Genomic DNA, 15,897 nt, shown 5'->3' on the forward strand with positions numbered 1-15,897 from the left:
TGAATTAGACCCATAATTCACAACTATTTTATCGGCGATACAAAGTCACTGGGCTTCAGAGCCAGCAGGGAGCAACTGACCTTCTGCAATATATTCTCTGCAGTATTCCCCATAATGAAACCGGGAATACCCGCCCGTCCAACAGTGCCCATAACCAGCAAGTCGAGACCTTCTTCATCAATCAGCAATGGAATAAAGTTATCTGGATGGGCAACCACATGGTGAATACGTATTTCCCCCTCAATTCCGGATGCACGTATCAATACATCGAGTTTTGATCGGTGTTGGGCCCGCGCTGATTCAGTGGCCTCATCCAACTCTTCCTCAGAAGCGCTCAAGGGAAAATGGCGCCGCAAGTATTCATCGATATCGAAGTCCCAACAGGAAATAACGTTCAACACCCCACTGCAACTGTCAGCGAGTACTCGCGACCAACGCAGCAACCGGATCGCCAAGTCATAAGTGCTGCCATCCTCGCATTCAGGGTCGAGAGCTACAGCCACCTGAATCTTGTTGCGATGTTCCTTGATTGGGCGGCACAGCCATACCGGGCAGGGACACTTTCGCAGCAGATCCATATCCATTGCCTTGAAGCCCTTAAGCTGGCTGCGACCCTCAACATTCTTGATCACCAGGTCATAGCCCTCAGCCAATACCCGGCGGATCACCCGCTCGGCAGGTCGGGCACCACAATCTGACTCAATCTCCAAATTGGTCCTTTCCGCCGATAACTCCATATGTACGCGGGCCGACTCAATTTCACTCCTGACCCTATCAAGCATTGTCCTCACACAGAGCCGACTAAACTCCTCAAACCCCTCCGGCACCTTCGGACAGACCAGTAAAACCTTAATCTCCGCCTGATGATTGCGCGCCACTGCAAAAGCCTGCATGAGTCCGCTGCTTTCATCCTCAGCAGCATGGCTGACATACAGGATTTTATGAATGTTTGGCATAACGCTGCCCTCAACCAGAGATATTTGGGAGCAAACAGGGGCAAGACTCACCATAAACCCACTCGCTGCCTCAAATTGGTATCGTGAGTAGAGCAGATTTCACACGGAAATACACAGGTGAAGGAGATGGCGCAGGAGCAGATAGGGAAGGTGAAGTGAGTAAACACCAACCATATTAGACGGAAAAAGCGTCAAGTGTCGCTATAACACGAGACAGAGGAGCCCAAATGAGCTCAGGAGGCTAAAGCAGGTCGGCCAGAGTCCAATGCTGGGGTCAGATATCCAAAACCTGCTTAACAAAAGGAATGGTGATTTTACGCTTAGCCATAAGTGAAGCCCGGTCCAGCTCCTCCAGACACAGAAAGAGTGCTCGAGTATCCCTCGGGGCGCGGTGCAATATGTACTGGGCCACATCTTCCGGCAGGTCAAAACCGCGCAGACGGCTGCGACGGCGCAGGGCGGCAACTTTATCGCTGTCATTCAGGGTTTTGAGCTGGAACACCAGGGACCAGTGCAGGCGTGACTGCAGATCAGCCAGGGCAATATCCATACCTCGGGGTGACTTGCGAGCCCCCATTAATAACTGCCGGCCGCCATCCTTAACTCGGTTATAGAGGTGGAAAATAGCAGTCTGCCACTCGGGCTGCCCCTCCAACAAATGAACGTCATCTATACAGACAAGGTCCAGTCGTTCGAGTCCGTCGAGAATAACAGCCGGGTCCATGTTCATTAGGTCTGCGAGAGGGAGATAATGGAAAGAGCGACCATTGGCCTCTGCGCACTGACAAGCAGACTGAAGCAAGTGGCTAATACCACTACCCGCCTCACCCCAAATGTAAATTACAGACTCGGGATTCTCGCCACTGGCAAAAGACTGCAGCAGGGCAACTACCTGTCGATTTGGATCTGAATCCGACAGGTAGAAGTTATCAAAAGTGGCGTCATCCCGCAGGGATACCCCCAGCGGCAATTGTTGCGGAATACTCATCTCAATCCCAGTGATAGCGCAACGGATTCTCAGCGCTGCCCAAGGGTGAACGGTATCCATTCAGGTTAATGGCGTCTCCGTCCGCTTGTGCTCGCAATTTATGGTTTAGAGCCAGGGTATCACGCAAATTGCTCAACCCTGCCGAAGTGACCAGTGCCAGGCGCATTCGGTCCCCTTCAACAGAGAGCAGGTTAGCACTGCTGACCTGTGCCAACCCCTGTAGGTAACCAGATGCCTTGGCATAATCAGCAAAACTGTCGATACCAGATAACTCAACAATCACCGCGCCCAACTGATTGTCCTGGCCATTCGGGGACACCGCATAGCGCTGAGCGAGAATATTGGCCAGTTGGTTAACGCCGCGCAGAGCGACCTCTTCCAGCGAACCTCCGGCAGTATCGAAGGCATAGCTGCGACCGCCGTGAATTAGCAACCAATCTGCCTGCCAGCGATGGCCCGAAGCTTGAAGCACCCGGCCCATCAAAGTGGCATCGGGGCTATAGCGAAAACCCGCCTTCTCAGCTGCCTGCTCATCCTGCGCCCAGAGAGCTCCCAGGGGCATATTGCGCTGATCATTCAGGTCCATTACCGGGAAATCCAGGGGGACACCGCGCTCGATAGCCATTGCCTCAAGTACAGAGAAGAGCTCCGGGGTCGCTTCTTCACTCAGAGCACTGCGGCCCTCTTGCAGGGTATCTACTGCAAGCCACACCAAAGTGCCGGGGCGATTGTTAGGCCACATGGGCAAGTTCATTTGATTAACTTGCCGGGAGATCGCTTGGGGATCAAAGGAAAGGTGCAAGTAGAGCTGATTGTCCTCACGGGTATAGCGATACCCTTGAACAAACTGCTGTGCATTTTTTAATATCGGCTGCACATTTGGGTTACTACCGACAGCGGCATCTCCCGTAACACGTACGAACACCCGTTCCAGGCCGCGACTTCCGGCTGCTGCACGATCCGTGGCTCCGCGACTCGACACAGCCTCGACAACTTCGTACAAATCCGAGATGACTCGAGCTTGGACCGGTAGGGCTAGAACACTGATGATCAGAGCCAGCAACTGCAACACCAATCCCTGCCGGAGCAGCTTGTGCATAGGACTTCTCTCCAAACCTCTTATTTTCCGCCCCTGAGCTTGCAGAAATTATTATCGATGTGCAAGACGCCAGATTTTAGGGCGGACTAAAAATTGCGGCTATTGTATCAGCGTCAGACGTTTCTCTCAGCCCCGAGTTCTCACTATCGGAGTGATTTCACAGTTCAAATGGTGAGAAAATGCCGAAATCCCCCTTCGAGATGCCGTCTGGGCGTGGCTCCCGAGGCAAGACCCAGATAGAATACGCGCCCTTCGAATACCCACCGCAGGAAGAATCATGAGCGATTCCAAGCCGCAATCTACGCAAACATCCCTCTCTTATAAAGATGCCGGTGTCGATATCGACGCAGGTAATGCACTGGTAGAGCGCATCAAAAATGTCGCCAAACGCACATCCCGCCCCGAGGTAATGGGCGGACTGGGCGGATTCGGCGCCCTGTGTGAACTTCCAAGCGGCTATAAAGAGCCGGTTTTGGTTTCCGGCACCGACGGTGTAGGTACCAAGTTACGCCTGGCAATGGACTTGGGCATTCACGACAGCATCGGTATCGATCTTGTCGCCATGTGTGTGAATGACCTGATCGTAGCAGGAGCTGAACCCCTCTTCTTCCTCGACTATTACGCAACCGGCAAACTCAATGTCGATATTGCTGCAGAAGTAGTTACCGGCATTGGCAAAGGCTGTGAGCTGTCAGGCTGCGCACTGGTCGGCGGCGAGACCGCCGAAATGCCCGGCATGTACGAAGGCGACGATTATGACCTGGCAGGCTTCTGCACCGGTGTCGTAGAAAAATCTGAAATCATCGACGGCAGCAAAGTTAAAGCTGGCGACGTATTGATCGGCCTGGCCTCCAGTGGCCCCCACTCCAATGGCTACTCCCTGATCCGCAAGGTTCTAGAAGTCAGCGGTGCCGATCTCCAGCAGGACATCGGCGGTGAAACCCTGGCCAAAGCGTTGATGGCCCCGACCCGTATTTACGTTAAAAACCTGCTGCAATTAATGAAGAGCTTCCAGGTGAATGCGCTAAGCCATATCACTGGCGGCGGCTTACTGGAAAACCTGCCCCGCGTACTGCCCGAAGGCTGCAGCGCGCGTATTGATGTCACCAGCTGGGAAATGCCTCCTGTATTTAATTGGCTGCGTGATGCAGGCAATATCGATAGCCGCGAAATGTACCGCACGTTTAACTGCGGTGTTGGCATGGTTATTTGCGTGCCTGCAGAGCAATCCGAGTCGGCACTATCCGCTCTCAAGCAAATGGGCGAAGACGCCTTTGTCGTTGGCACTATCGAAGATGCCAAAGAAGGGGCGGAAGCAGTAGAGCTGGCGGGGCTGTAATGTCTTGTAGAGTTGCCGTATTAATCTCCGGTAGTGGCAGCAACCTGCAGGCTCTGCTGGATGCCGCCGCACAAGAGGACGCGCCTTTTTCCGTGACTGCAGTTGTCAGCAATAAGGCAGATGCCTATGGGCTGACTCGCGCAGAACAGGCAGGCGTTCCCACCTCTGTGGTGGATCACCGGGATTTCTCCAGCAGAGAAACCTTCGATCACGCCTTGATCGAAGAGATCGACAAGTGCAAACCAGATTTGGTTGTACTGGCTGGGTTTATGCGTATTTTGACACCCGACTTTGTGCGCCACTACAACGGCCGCCTGATCAACATTCACCCCTCCTTACTGCCGAAGTACCAGGGCCTGCATACCCATAAGCGGGCACTGGAAGCCGGGGACAAAGAACACGGCGTAACCGTGCATTTTGTCACCGAGGAACTCGATGGCGGACCACCTATCGTCCAAGCCATTGTTCCTATTAAGGAGGGAGACACTCCAGAGCTACTGGCAAAGCGAGTGCAGGTTCAAGAACACATCATTTACCCCATGGCAGTTACCTGGTTTGCTCAACAGCGCCTGCAAATGGCAGATGATCGAGTTCAGCTGGATGGTGAATTACTACCTCACCACGGGGTTCAGGTTTCCGCATAAAACCAGACCTTGATAGCTGGCGGGGTAAAAGTCCTTCAATGTACTTTGCGCGCCTCGCCAGCTAGTATTCAAAAGGGTTCAGTTTTTTGTGGGATATCACAGTGCGCCTTTTTGCTACCTCTCTGTTTCTTTTTTTAATTACCGGCCAGGCAATTGCTGCTGAGCTGGAACCTTTCAAAGCCACCTACGCCGCCCGATTTAATGGGATCAGCATTACCGCCACTCGGGAATTGTCCGGACAGGACGGCAACTGGCGCCTGGACTTCGATAGCAGCGCCCTTTTTGCCAGCATTAAAGAGTACTCTCGCTTTACCAGCCAGGATGGCCATATCACCCCCCAACATTACGAATATCGCCGCAAAGGCCTTGGTCGAAATCGCGCCACGGTGCTTAATTTCGAACCATCAAAAGGTATGATCTTTAACGTCCATAATCCGGAGCGGGATCTCAAAGACGCCCCACCCAATATTCTTGACAAGGTGAGCTATCAAATCCAACTGGCACTCGATGTCGCCGCTGGAAAAACAGACCTTCAATACAAAGTTGCCGACGGCAAAAAAATTCGCGATTACAAATTCAGTCAAGTTGGCACTGAAACCCTAAAAACACCTCTGGGCCCGGTGGAGACAATTAAAGTCGCTCGAGTGAGAGATAAAGACTCAGGAAGAGAGACAACTGTCTGGATCGCACCGCAATGGAACTACGCTTTGGTGAAACTTATCCAAAGAGAAGAAAATGGCAAAAGGTATCAAATCAACCTGACAAATTTATCCATCAACGGCGAAAAAGTCGCTGCCAGCCAATAAATGGCCACATTTTCGACTGATGAAAAAAAATCCGTCGACTTGGATAGATTTTTGTCCCCATTGTCTTTATAAAGTCACTCCTCTCCCTCACTAGGGCAATGACGTATTGCTAGACTTTTTAGTAAGGGATTTGCTACGGAAGTGGAAGGTACTTATATAAGTCTAAAGGCCTTCCTGCCATGGCAGAGTTTTTTCCAACCTGTTTATGGCTTTCAGTAATCAGCAGACTTAGAGATGGGTTCTCATGAATAAAAAATACCTGCGACACGCAGTTCTGGCCGCAGCTATCAGCTCCGTTTCCCATGGCGCTATGGCTGCAGGTTTCTACTTGCAGGAAACCAGTGCAACAGGCCTTGGCCGCGCATTTGCTGCCGAAAACACTATCGGCGACAACGCTGCAATTCTGGCGCGCAACCCAGCCGGTTCAGCTCTATTCAATACTTACACCATTTCTCTTGGTGCGACTTACGTTGATCCCGAAATCGATGTTGATGGTGATGTCACCTACTATGTCGGCAGTGAGGAAACTGGCTACCTGGGATTCGAAACTCCCGCGAGCGCCAAAGACTACGCCACCAGCGCGGTAATCCCCAACGGCTACCTGGCCGCCCCCATCAATGATGAGTGGTCCTGGGGCCTTGCCATGTACACCGACTTTGGCCTGGAAACTGATTTCCCGGATAACTTCCCTGCAACTACAATCGCCAACAAAACCTCTCTGCTGACCGTAAACATCCAGCCATCTGTTGCTTACGATTTTAACGATCAATTCAGCATTGGCCTGGCAGCGAATATTTTCTACGTTGATGCAGAACTGAACACCACCTTCCCCGATGACTTCCTGATCGGTGACGTTGTAGAACCCGTCTTAGGATTTAACCCCGCCGGCGCCACCGTGTTGGACGTAAAAGGGGATGCCTGGGACCTGAGCTGGACCATCGGCGGCCTGTGGCGCATCAGCGACAACACTCGCGCAGGTATTTCTTACCACGCTAAGTACGACCCCAAAATTAAGGGTGAAGTAAGCTCCGACATCGCTCCGAGCCCGCTGGATTCATTTGACGATACTTCCGGCAACCTGACCCTGAACCTGCCTGACACCCTGGAGCTGGGCTTCTACCACCGCTTCAACAATAACTGGGGTGTGGCGGTAGGCTACATGTGGACCAACTGGGACCGTTTCGAGCGCCTCGAAGCCTTTATCCCCTCCGCTGGTGAAGAGTACAACCCGCTTCTGCTGAAAGAAGAAAACTTCCAGAGCGGTTCTCGCTTCAGCATCGGTGGTGAATACTACCGCAATGACGAGTGGACCTTCCGCTTTGGTTACGCTTACGACCAAGGCGCAGCCCGTGACGGCTTAAACCGCGAAGAAACTGAAGAGCTCTCAGAGCTGGTAGATGAAGATCTCCCGATTACCTGGCGTACCCTGTCTATTCCTGACACTGATCGCCAGTGGCTGACTGTTGGCGGTACCTACTCACTGACTGACAAACTTACCGTTGATGGTGCTTTCGCCTACATCTGGGGTGATGACGAAGTTATCCAGGAAGCTAACAACATCAGCGACACCCTGATTACCTACTTCGATGGTGGCACCACCAAGACCGAAGCTTACCTGTTCAGCTTGGCTCTGAATTACCAGTTCTAAGTCACCTTAGATCTGATGAGAAGAAGGCTCTACCCCTGGTAGGGCCTTTTTTATTTCCAGCTATTATCCTCCTCACCTAAGCCTCCATTAACCCCACAACAATCCACTCCCCAGAAAACTCCCCCTCACCCCCAATCCAAATACCACCAAAGCGTTAACACCGAAAAAAAGGGTTAGATATCTCCATCCTTAAATTTGATATAAGGAACGTCAAATCCTAAAACCAGATGAGTTTGCAAAATCATATTTCCTAACAACGTATTTAAATTATTTATTTTTGCTCAATCAATGGAATTTGGAGCTTATTTGTTTAACTTATCAATATTCTTCAAAATCGCCTTATTCAGAAAGCAGCCCCTATAAGCTCACATCACTGTTACTCAAGGATCTCTGAATAACTCCGTAATACCCCTGCAACCTCTCATTAACCGAGAGGGCTCACGCATGCATTGCAAACATAAAACCCACTTAAATTGTGAAGTAAGTCAAACTACAAGAGTAAAATCATGAAGTTGTCAGCAGTATTTATCTTGTTAATTTTAAGCCTGGATGTCGCAGCCTTCTCTATGGGAGACGCCATCAATACGGCTGGTCGACAAAGAATGCTATCCCAACGCATCACCCAGACTTACATCTTGCGCGGGATTCAACCGGATGCAGAGCGCCACGAAAAGGTATTTGCCCGATCAATTCACGAATTTAAAAAGAATCACGAGAAACTAAATAATTTTCATGGCGCAGAAAAGATCAGGGATCAACTTGTTAAAGTTGAAAGAGAATGGAAAGCCTTTGAGTCTGTCGCCTTACAACCCGTCAATAAACAAAGCGCCAGCGAATTATTTCAGCGCAGCAACTCCCTTCTTTCTGCTGCTCACACCTATGTGGTCCAACTCCAACAAGTCGCCAATCACAACAGCGCCGAACTCATTAATATCGCCGGCCGCCAGCGTATGCTCTCCCAGAGAATCGCCAAGAACTACGCTGCTAAACTTTGGGAAGTATCCTTGGATGATGCCGAAACCGGATTGCAAGAAGATCTCTCCGAATACTCCAACCGACTGAATCAGCTATTGGAGAGCCCCCTCAATACGCCAGAGATCAATGACAACCTACGAAAGGCAAAAGACCATCTGAGTTACGCCAGCCGGGGGTTTGAGGGAAATATGAAAATATCTGAAAAGCGCCAAATTCAGGTAATTACCGGCACCACGGATCTAATGCTACGCAATATGAACATCATTACTGAACAATACGCCGAATTGTTAAATTCACAGGAGTAGCAATGAGAACGGACATTGAGTTCAGGCCCAGCACAGAAAAAATCTTGCACGAACTGGCCGACCCTGATTTCCAAGCTCTTAATCAACAGGCTAATGATGAAACGGTCAAGCGCATGAAGCAGGCCACTCCGGTATTAATCGGCATAGGCAAGGCCGGAGATAATATACCTGGCATGCGCAAGAACTTAATGCTCCACGCCGGCCCTCCAATAACCTGGCAGCGGGCATCCGGGCCATTAAAGGGCGCCATTATTGCCGGCCTGATTTATGAAGGGCTGGCAAAGAATAAAGCTGAGGCTGAAAAAATTATGGCCGAAGGCGGGGTGGACCTGGAGCCCTGCCACGATCACAGTGCCGTTGGACCAATGGCGGGTATTATCACCTACTCAATGTCGGTTTATATCGTAGAAGACAAGGTAACCGGGTATCGAGCTTACTCCAATCTCAGCGACGATCGAGGTGACAACCGGGGAAGCTCGATGCGATTCGGTGTCTATGACCAAGATGCAATCGACCAACTTCACTGGATAGAAAATCATATAGCTCCAGTCCTCGATCAAGTGATCAAAGAGCAAGGCGGTATCGATTTCCTGCCCATTATCGGCAGAAGCTTACTGATGGGTGATGACTGCCACCTGATGACGAATGCAGCCACATTACTACTTTCCGGAATCATATTACCGGGCATCATCAAAAACTGTACGAACAAACACGATATTGAAAAAATATCGACTCAAATCTATCAGGACGGCTCCTTTTCCCTAAACCCTATTATGGCCACCTGTAAAGCTGTAGCCGACGCAGGAAGTGGTATTCCCCATAGCAGTATCATCACCACAATGGCCCGCAATGGAACAGAGTTTGGGATCAAGGTCTCTGGTCTTGGAAACACTTGGTTTACTGGAATTGCAGGAGTAGGACACGGGCAATTAGTACAGGGCGTTACCCCAGCAGATGTCAACAGGGACATGGGAGACAGCGCGATTACCGAAACAGTGGGACTGGGTGGCACCGTCAGGTCTATTTCCGGCTCCAGTGTAGAAACGGTCAACAACACATTGCAGATGTATAACCTTTCCCATTCAGAGAGTGACACCTTCCTCACTCCAGGAATTGATGACAGGGGTCCACCCTTGGGCTTTGATCTACTGAAAATCATCAAGGCAAATATTACACCAACCATTAACTCCAGCTTGGCGAACAAAACCATGAACCGCTATATGGCGGGAATTGGGTCTCTTCGTCCTCCGATGGAAGCCTTCACCAAGGCTGCCGCAAGCTTCTTAAAAGAGGAAGAGAAACAAACCAAACTACATTAGAAACGAGACTGCCAGCCAAAAAAAGGGGGCAAAGCCCCCTTCTTCATTTAGCTTCAAAAATAAAGCTAAGACTCTTCAGACTACCAACCGCACTGACGCCCTTGGTTCTGCTCTTCCAGGTACGCCATCAGCGGCTGGAAGTAATCGATAATGGCGGAAGCATCCAGGTCGCGCTGACCGGTGAGCGCTTCCATAGCATCCGGCCAGGGCTTGCTTGCACCCATTGCCAACATAGCGCGCAGCTTCTTACCAGCCTCATCATTCTGGTAGATGGAGCAGCGGTGCAGCGGTCCGGTTTCACCAGCGGCTTCACACAGCGCGCGGTGGAATTGGAACTGCTGGATACGCGCCAGGAAGTAGCGAGCGTAAGGCGTATTACCGGGGATATGGTACTTGGCACCCGGATCGAAGTTCTCTTCGGAGCGCTCTACCGGAGCGGCAATGCCCTGGTAATCTTCACGCAGCTTCCACCAGGCCTTGTTGTAGTCTTCCGGCTTCACCTCACCGTTGAATACTTGCCAGCGCCACTTATCAACGAGCAGACCAAATGGCAGGAAGGCAATCTTATCCAGCGCCTGCTGCATCAGGTAACCGATATCTTTACTCTCATCCGGCACCTCATTCATCAAACCGATTTCCTTGAGGTACTTCGGCGTGATGGAAAGCGCGATGGTGTCGCCAACAGCTTCGTGGAAGCCGTCGTTAGCGCCATTTTTATAGAGGAAAGGCTGATCCTTATAAATGCGCTGGTAGAAGTTGTGGCCCAACTCGTGGTGGATGGTAACCAGGTCTTCACCCGTTTTATTGATACACATCTTGATGCGGAGATCGTCCTGCCCGTCCATATTCCAGGCGCTGGCATGACAAACTACATCGCGATCGCGTGGCTGGGTGAACTGAGAGCGCTCCCAGAAAGTTTCCGGTAGAGGCTTAAAGCCCAGGGAGGTGAAGAACTTCTCCCCGACTTTAACCATGTCTTTTTCACTCATGCCGGAATCAACCACCAGCTGAGTCAGATCATAGGGCGCCTGCATGTCGTCGTCTTTTACGATGTCGTAGACGTTACCCCACTCCTGAGCCCACATATTACCCAGCAAGTGTGCAGGAATCTTACCCTGAGCCGGCACTACGTCATCGCCATAATGCTCATTCAACTTGGCGCGAACATGGCAGTGCAAAGCTTCGTACAACGGCTTCACTTTACCCCACTGGGTATCCATATCTGCCGCAAAAGCATCTGGAGCCATATCGTATTTGGAGCGCCAGAAAACACTCAGGTTGTCATAACCCAGCTCTTTGGTGCCCGCATTACCGATCTCCACCTGGCGCTCATACAGAGGCTTCATGGGAGGAGAAACTTTACGCCAACCAACCCACAAATCCTTAAGCAATTCAGGATCGCGATTAGTCGCCATCACCTGCCCCATCTCGGTCAGGGTATAGCACTTTTCTTCACCGGCATCTTCGCGGCAGTATTTACCGGCACCGTACATGCCCTGCATTTTTGAGCCAATTTGCGCCAACTCAGAAGTTAGTGCCGGATCTTTCGGCGCCGGGAATACCAACCCCTGCTTCAACATGGTCAACTGGCGACGGGTATCCGGGTCCAGGTCCAAGTCGTTAAATTTGGCGGCCTCTGAAGCCAGCTCCACGGCCAGGGTGGTGTATCGCTCTGAAGCCAAAGCTTCTACGTATTGGGAATCAATATTGATATAGGTAGAAGCAAGCCAAGCGGCATGGCTTGCCTCTTGTCCCATTTTTTCCATGCGAGCCTGGGCATCTTTTAAGAAAGCTTGCGCATCTTTGACTGTCAGCTGGGAATTATCAGCTGGGCTTTCCGCAGTCGCCTGGGCTACACCAACCGGTTTTACCGCTTGCTGCCCACTGTCACAGGCAGACAGTGCAACGGCAACCGCTATCGAGAGAGCAACTTTTTTCATTTTCTCCTCAAGAATCATTTTTAGATCTGCTTATAGTTGACGCCGTTTATAGCATAAGCCCCACACAATCAGCGACGACGAGGCCGAAGATCGAGCCAGATCGACACAAAATCCCCTTTTATATCGTCTTTGCGAGAAAAAATTTGGTGAGGAAAAGAGCAAAAACCCAGGATACGGTCGAGCAAAACACTCTCAACGGGGAATTTCAGGGGATGATTTTTGAAACAAAGAAGGGAGAGATTGGAGGCAGCCCAACCAGCAACACCCTCGGCACATGATACCACTGCTACCGTTGCTCCCTTCCGGGCCTGGCGGAGTTCACAGCTGCTCATTGCGAGGGGACCGGGAGGGCCGCCACAACGATCTTCGGTGTCAGTGCATCCGAAGAGGGCGCGATTATAGAGGCATAAACGAATAAGATCCAGCCCTATTAACAGGTTATAATAAACGACTACTATCTCACCCCCTGCAAAGAGTTACTCATGCACTTGTTTGTCGATAATTTAACCAACGTTGACTTCAGCTACCTCGACTCAAAACGAGGCATCGTAGGCGAGACCTGGCTGGCAAACGCAGCCCTCGATGGCGCCTTGGATGAACAGGGGATGGTTTGCGACTTTGGCATAGTGAAAAAGACCCTGAGGCATTGGCTGGATGATCAAGTCGACCACCGCCTCTTGGTACCTACCCGCTCACCCCAACTGACCCTGGAGCACAGTGGAGACCAGGTTAACCTGACCTGGCTACTGGAAAACGGGGCCTCTATTAAAGTGTCAGGTCCGGAACAAGCTTTTGCCTTAGTGGACGCCGAGGTAATTACTCCTGAGAGCGTCGCCATCTGGTGTGTCCAGCAGCTGGCCAGCCACTTCCCCGATAGCGTGGAGAAGCTCAAGCTCAGCTTCCACTGTGAAGTCATTGAAGATGCTTTCTACCACTACAGCCATGGCCTGAAAAAACACCTTGGCAACTGCCAGCGTATCGCCCATGGACACCGTTCACGTATTCAGGTCATGACGGGTGGCCAACGCGATACAGAGCTGGAAAAGTACTGGGCTGAGCGCTGGGAAGATATCTACCTGGGCACTCGCGAGGATCTGGTTTCAACAACTGCCGATGATCGCGGTGAGGATATCCATAACTTTGCTTACAGTGCACAACAGGGAAACTTCACCCTGTCCATCCCTGCCAAAGTTTGTGAAATTCTTGACTGTGATACCACGGTGGAGCAGTTGGCCCAATATATTGCCAACACCCTGGCGGCTAAAGAGCCTGGGAAAGCGATTACCGTAAGAGCCTACGAAGGTATTGGCAAAGGCGCGATTGCTTCAGCTCAAACCAGCTAGCCCAGCCCCATAGCACCGACACCGTTATAAATTGAAGTACCAAGGCGCCCGACTTTGAACCTGATTGTTTTACAAAAGCACGACTTTATTAGCCCCAATCGCGTCCGCCTGACTGGACGCCAATTGGAGCATATCATCAAGGTTCACAGAGCAGCGCCGGGACAACAACTTCGTGTCGGACTGCTCGACGGGCAAATAGGTAGTGGCGAGATTGTTACGCTCGACGAGAAGTGCGTTGAGCTTGAAGTGGCACTCGCAATCGATCCGCCCCAGCCATTACCTCTCACACTTATTTTGGCCCTGCCTCGACCCAAAATGCTCAAGCGGGTTATCCAGCACCTGACTGCACTCGGAGTCAAAAAACTGGTTTTAATTAATAGTTACCGGGTCGAAAAGTCTTACTGGCAAACCCCCTGGTTGCAGGAAGACAAACTCTTTGAGCAATGCTTGCTCGGACTAGAGCAGGCTGTCGATACGCAACTGCCGGAAATTCTGTTGCGCAAACGCTTTAAACCGTTTGTCGAAGACGAACTCCCTTCCCTCTCCAGTGACTCCCGTAAACTGGTGGCTCATCCAGTAGGGGGAACAGCTTGCCCTGTGGACATAAAGCAACCGACCACTTTAGCCATTGGCCCTGAAGGCGGCTTTATCAGTTATGAAGTCGAGAAGCTCCAGGAAGCAGGCTTTCAATCCGTTCACCTGGGTCCACGTATTTTGCGGGTAGAAACTGCACTGCCAGTCCTAATTAGCCGGTTATTTCCCGCTTTTTAAATTGCTCAAATTTTAGAGGCTCTAATACACCTTCACGGGGGCCTCTAAACACCTGTTTGATCTATTGTGTTTTAAAACATAGAGCAAGCTTTTACGAAAGCTTAACCACCCATACTTCAATTGTTCAAATAAACCCCGCTAAAGTTACCTATCTCTCACGATGAGACAATTGCGTAATTCAGCAATCAATATTTCATCAATTTGTCACAATTAAGTCATATTTTGCGCCCTCGTTTTACCACCTTACGGTCGAATTACTATGAGCGTATTCTTAAGCCGGCTAAAGCAAACCCTTACCTTACTTCTTCTTGGGGGGGCACTGGCTGCTGCAACTTCTACAGCCCAAACCCGTTTCCCTCCCGATACAACGGGCCTGCTTTTTACTCTACACGGCTCCAATACTGTCGGTGCAAAGCTGGCACCCAACCTGGTGAGCGATTACCTCGAAGCCCGTGGTGGCAGTAATCTGGAGATTATCCCTTTAGGGAAAGAAAATGAGGTTCGAGTGCAAGGGGATCTCGGTGGCAAAAAAATATATGTCGATATTGCGGCACACGGTTCAAGCACGGGATTTAAAGGCCTTGAACGGTCCCAGGCCAATATCGCCATGGCTTCGCGACCAATAAAAGATGCTGAGCACGCAGCGCTGAGTCGCTTTGGAGATATGCGCGGTCAAGGTGCAGAACATGTCATTGCCATCGATGGACTCGCCATTATTGTTCACCCTCAAAACCCCATTACTCAATTAACCCTGCAACAAATAGCAGCAATATTTTCCGGGAAAATTACCGACTGGTCTGAAGTGGGCGGGCGGAAAGGTCGTATCAAAGTTCTGGCGAGAGATAATCAGTCCGGCACCTGGGATACGTTTAAAAGCTTGGTGCTCGGGAAAAAGCACTCCCTTATTACTAATGCAAAACGCTTCGAATCGAATGATCAATTGTCAGACCGTGTTTCGGCGAATCCCAACAGTATTGGGTTTGTCGGCTTGGCGTCTATTCGACGGGCCAAGGCCGTATCGGTATCTGACCAGAACACCCAACCGCAAGCTCCAGAGCATCTGACAATTGCAACTGAAGACTACCCCCTCTCCCGCCGTCTATTTCTCTATACCGCTGCTTACGGTTTAAAACCCGTCGCCGAAGAGTTCCTGCACTTTGTACAGAGTGAACAGGGACAGGAGCTGGTAAAGGCCACTGGATTTGTCGCGCAGACGCCAATCGGTGTAAAACCTGAAGCCAACCGGGAGGGGCCCAGCGAATACCTGAAGTTAACGGAAAATGCAGAACGCCTGAGTATTAACTTCCGTTTCTCTGAAGGCAGCGCCTCTTTAGATAACAAGGCAAAACAGGATATACAGCGACTTGTCCGCTTTATGCAAAAGCCTGAGAACAGCCACAAGCGACTGCTATTGATCGGATTTGGCGATGAGAAAGTGAGCGAGGGACGCTCAATCGTGTTATCAAAACTACGCGCAGTTACCGTTCGCTCAGCTCTAAGGGATCACCAGATTAATACAGCACCGGTTCAGGGCTTTGGTGCCTATCTGCCGGTAGCCTCCAACAGCTCCAGCTCAAAGATAAAAAATCGCCGGGTAGAAATCTGGGTTATTTAACCCTAGCCCTAAACCCCTCTCCCTCGTGAGGCGACAAGGAAGTCCCTCAGCACCCTTTCTGTTTTTCCTCCTCCCCTTCCCCAGTTTTTCCCTAAACAACAAGCCCAGCTTTCTCCAAAACATAAATAACGCGCATAAAAAAGCCGCGT

The 15,897-nt window shown here is 50.8% G+C and carries 13 protein-coding genes and 1 other RNA gene; 9 read left to right on the forward strand and 5 right to left on the reverse strand.

Translation table 11 applies throughout. The features are described 5' to 3' along the window. Nucleotides 1–23: 23 nt before the first annotated feature. The 3 genes from ACJJIR_RS15850 to ACJJIR_RS15860 all read right to left on the reverse strand — a co-directional run bounded on the left by ACJJIR_RS15850 (nucleotide 24) and on the right by ACJJIR_RS15860 (nucleotide 3,043). The gene (locus ACJJIR_RS15850) at nucleotides 24–956 is read right to left on the reverse strand and encodes a universal stress protein (RefSeq protein WP_413664792.1); all 933 of its coding nucleotides are present in this window, start codon (nucleotides 954–956) and stop codon (nucleotides 24–26) included. A 274-nt stretch (nucleotides 957–1,230) separates the two neighbouring features. After that, nucleotides 1,231–1,944: a DnaA regulatory inactivator Hda gene (hda, locus tag ACJJIR_RS15855; protein WP_282931683.1), complete on the reverse strand. Its 714-nt coding sequence runs from the start codon at nucleotides 1,942–1,944 to the stop codon at nucleotides 1,231–1,233. Nucleotide 1,945: 1 nt separating this feature from the next. Next, the gene (locus ACJJIR_RS15860) at nucleotides 1,946–3,043 is read right to left on the reverse strand and encodes a DUF2066 domain-containing protein (RefSeq protein ID WP_282931682.1); all 1,098 of its coding nucleotides are present in this window, start codon (nucleotides 3,041–3,043) and stop codon (nucleotides 1,946–1,948) included. Between the two features lie 277 nt (nucleotides 3,044–3,320). Between ACJJIR_RS15860 and purM the strand changes: the two genes are divergently transcribed. The 6 genes from purM to ACJJIR_RS15890 all read left to right on the forward strand — a co-directional run bounded on the left by purM (nucleotide 3,321) and on the right by ACJJIR_RS15890 (nucleotide 10,079). Beyond that, a complete protein-coding gene (gene purM, locus ACJJIR_RS15865) occupies nucleotides 3,321–4,382 on the forward strand; it encodes a phosphoribosylformylglycinamidine cyclo-ligase (RefSeq protein WP_444906082.1) in 1,062 nt (353 codons plus the stop codon). Beyond that, nucleotides 4,382–5,026, forward strand: coding sequence for a phosphoribosylglycinamide formyltransferase (purN, locus tag ACJJIR_RS15870; protein ID WP_444906083.1), 645 nt, complete (start codon nucleotides 4,382–4,384; stop codon nucleotides 5,024–5,026). Before purM ends, purN begins: the two co-directional genes overlap by 1 nt. A gap of 101 nt (nucleotides 5,027–5,127) precedes the next feature. Next, nucleotides 5,128–5,832 (forward strand): DUF3108 domain-containing protein, encoded by a 705-nt coding sequence (locus ACJJIR_RS15875; RefSeq protein WP_282931679.1) that lies wholly within the window; start codon nucleotides 5,128–5,130, stop codon nucleotides 5,830–5,832. A gap of 244 nt (nucleotides 5,833–6,076) precedes the next feature. Beyond that, a complete protein-coding gene (locus ACJJIR_RS15880) occupies nucleotides 6,077–7,480 on the forward strand; it encodes an outer membrane protein transport protein (RefSeq protein ID WP_444906084.1) in 1,404 nt (467 codons plus the stop codon). A 506-nt stretch (nucleotides 7,481–7,986) separates the two neighbouring features. Beyond that, the gene (locus tag ACJJIR_RS15885; RefSeq protein WP_444906085.1) at nucleotides 7,987–8,760 is read left to right on the forward strand and encodes a type IV pili methyl-accepting chemotaxis transducer N-terminal domain-containing protein; all 774 of its coding nucleotides are present in this window, start codon (nucleotides 7,987–7,989) and stop codon (nucleotides 8,758–8,760) included. A 2-nt stretch (nucleotides 8,761–8,762) separates the two neighbouring features. After that, on the forward strand, nucleotides 8,763–10,079 hold the full coding sequence (locus ACJJIR_RS15890) for a YlbE family protein (RefSeq protein ID WP_444906086.1): 1,317 nt from the start codon (nucleotides 8,763–8,765) through the stop codon (nucleotides 10,077–10,079). An 80-nt stretch (nucleotides 10,080–10,159) separates the two neighbouring features. Here the strand turns inward: ACJJIR_RS15890 and ACJJIR_RS15895 are convergent, their stop codons facing one another. Then, the gene (locus tag ACJJIR_RS15895; RefSeq protein WP_444906087.1) at nucleotides 10,160–12,019 is read right to left on the reverse strand and encodes a M2 family metallopeptidase; all 1,860 of its coding nucleotides are present in this window, start codon (nucleotides 12,017–12,019) and stop codon (nucleotides 10,160–10,162) included. Between the two features lie 250 nt (nucleotides 12,020–12,269). Further along, nucleotides 12,270–12,367: signal recognition particle sRNA small type (gene ffs, locus ACJJIR_RS15900), an RNA gene on the reverse strand. Between the two features lie 134 nt (nucleotides 12,368–12,501). Between ffs and ACJJIR_RS15905 the strand changes: the two genes are divergently transcribed. The 3 genes from ACJJIR_RS15905 to ACJJIR_RS15915 all read left to right on the forward strand — a co-directional run bounded on the left by ACJJIR_RS15905 (nucleotide 12,502) and on the right by ACJJIR_RS15915 (nucleotide 15,748). After that, a complete protein-coding gene (locus ACJJIR_RS15905) occupies nucleotides 12,502–13,362 on the forward strand; it encodes a 6-carboxytetrahydropterin synthase (protein ID WP_444906088.1) in 861 nt (286 codons plus the stop codon). Nucleotides 13,363–13,416: 54 nt separating this feature from the next. Further along, nucleotides 13,417–14,133, forward strand: coding sequence for a 16S rRNA (uracil(1498)-N(3))-methyltransferase (locus ACJJIR_RS15910; RefSeq protein WP_444906089.1), 717 nt, complete (start codon nucleotides 13,417–13,419; stop codon nucleotides 14,131–14,133). Between the two features lie 259 nt (nucleotides 14,134–14,392). Then, complete coding sequence (locus ACJJIR_RS15915; RefSeq protein ID WP_444906090.1) at nucleotides 14,393–15,748, forward strand: substrate-binding domain-containing protein; 1,356 nt, start codon at nucleotides 14,393–14,395, stop codon at nucleotides 15,746–15,748. The last annotated feature ends 149 nt before the right edge of the window (nucleotides 15,749–15,897 follow it).

This window comes from Microbulbifer maximicatervae (SeqCode), assembly GCF_052467385.1.

Coding starts and splice junctions, on each gene's coding strand:
- ACJJIR_RS15860 (WP_282931682.1), bottom strand. CDS start 3,043: ATGCACAAGCTGCTCCGGCAGGGATTGGTGTTGCAGTTGCTGGCTCTG.
- ACJJIR_RS15880 (WP_444906084.1), top strand. CDS start 6,077: ATGAATAAAAAATACCTGCGACACGCAGTTCTGGCCGCAGCTATCAGC.
- ACJJIR_RS15890 (WP_444906086.1), top strand. CDS start 8,763: ATGAGAACGGACATTGAGTTCAGGCCCAGCACAGAAAAAATCTTGCAC.
- ACJJIR_RS15850 (WP_413664792.1), bottom strand. CDS start 956: ATGCCAAACATTCATAAAATCCTGTATGTCAGCCATGCTGCTGAGGAT.
- ACJJIR_RS15915 (WP_444906090.1), top strand. CDS start 14,393: ATGAGCGTATTCTTAAGCCGGCTAAAGCAAACCCTTACCTTACTTCTT.
- ACJJIR_RS15895 (WP_444906087.1), bottom strand. CDS start 12,019: ATGAAAAAAGTTGCTCTCTCGATAGCGGTTGCCGTTGCACTGTCTGCC.
- purM (WP_444906082.1), top strand. CDS start 3,321: ATGAGCGATTCCAAGCCGCAATCTACGCAAACATCCCTCTCTTATAAA.
- hda (WP_282931683.1), bottom strand. CDS start 1,944: ATGAGTATTCCGCAACAATTGCCGCTGGGGGTATCCCTGCGGGATGAC.
- purN (WP_444906083.1), top strand. CDS start 4,382: ATGTCTTGTAGAGTTGCCGTATTAATCTCCGGTAGTGGCAGCAACCTG.
- ACJJIR_RS15885 (WP_444906085.1), top strand. CDS start 7,987: ATGAAGTTGTCAGCAGTATTTATCTTGTTAATTTTAAGCCTGGATGTC.
- ACJJIR_RS15905 (WP_444906088.1), top strand. CDS start 12,502: ATGCACTTGTTTGTCGATAATTTAACCAACGTTGACTTCAGCTACCTC.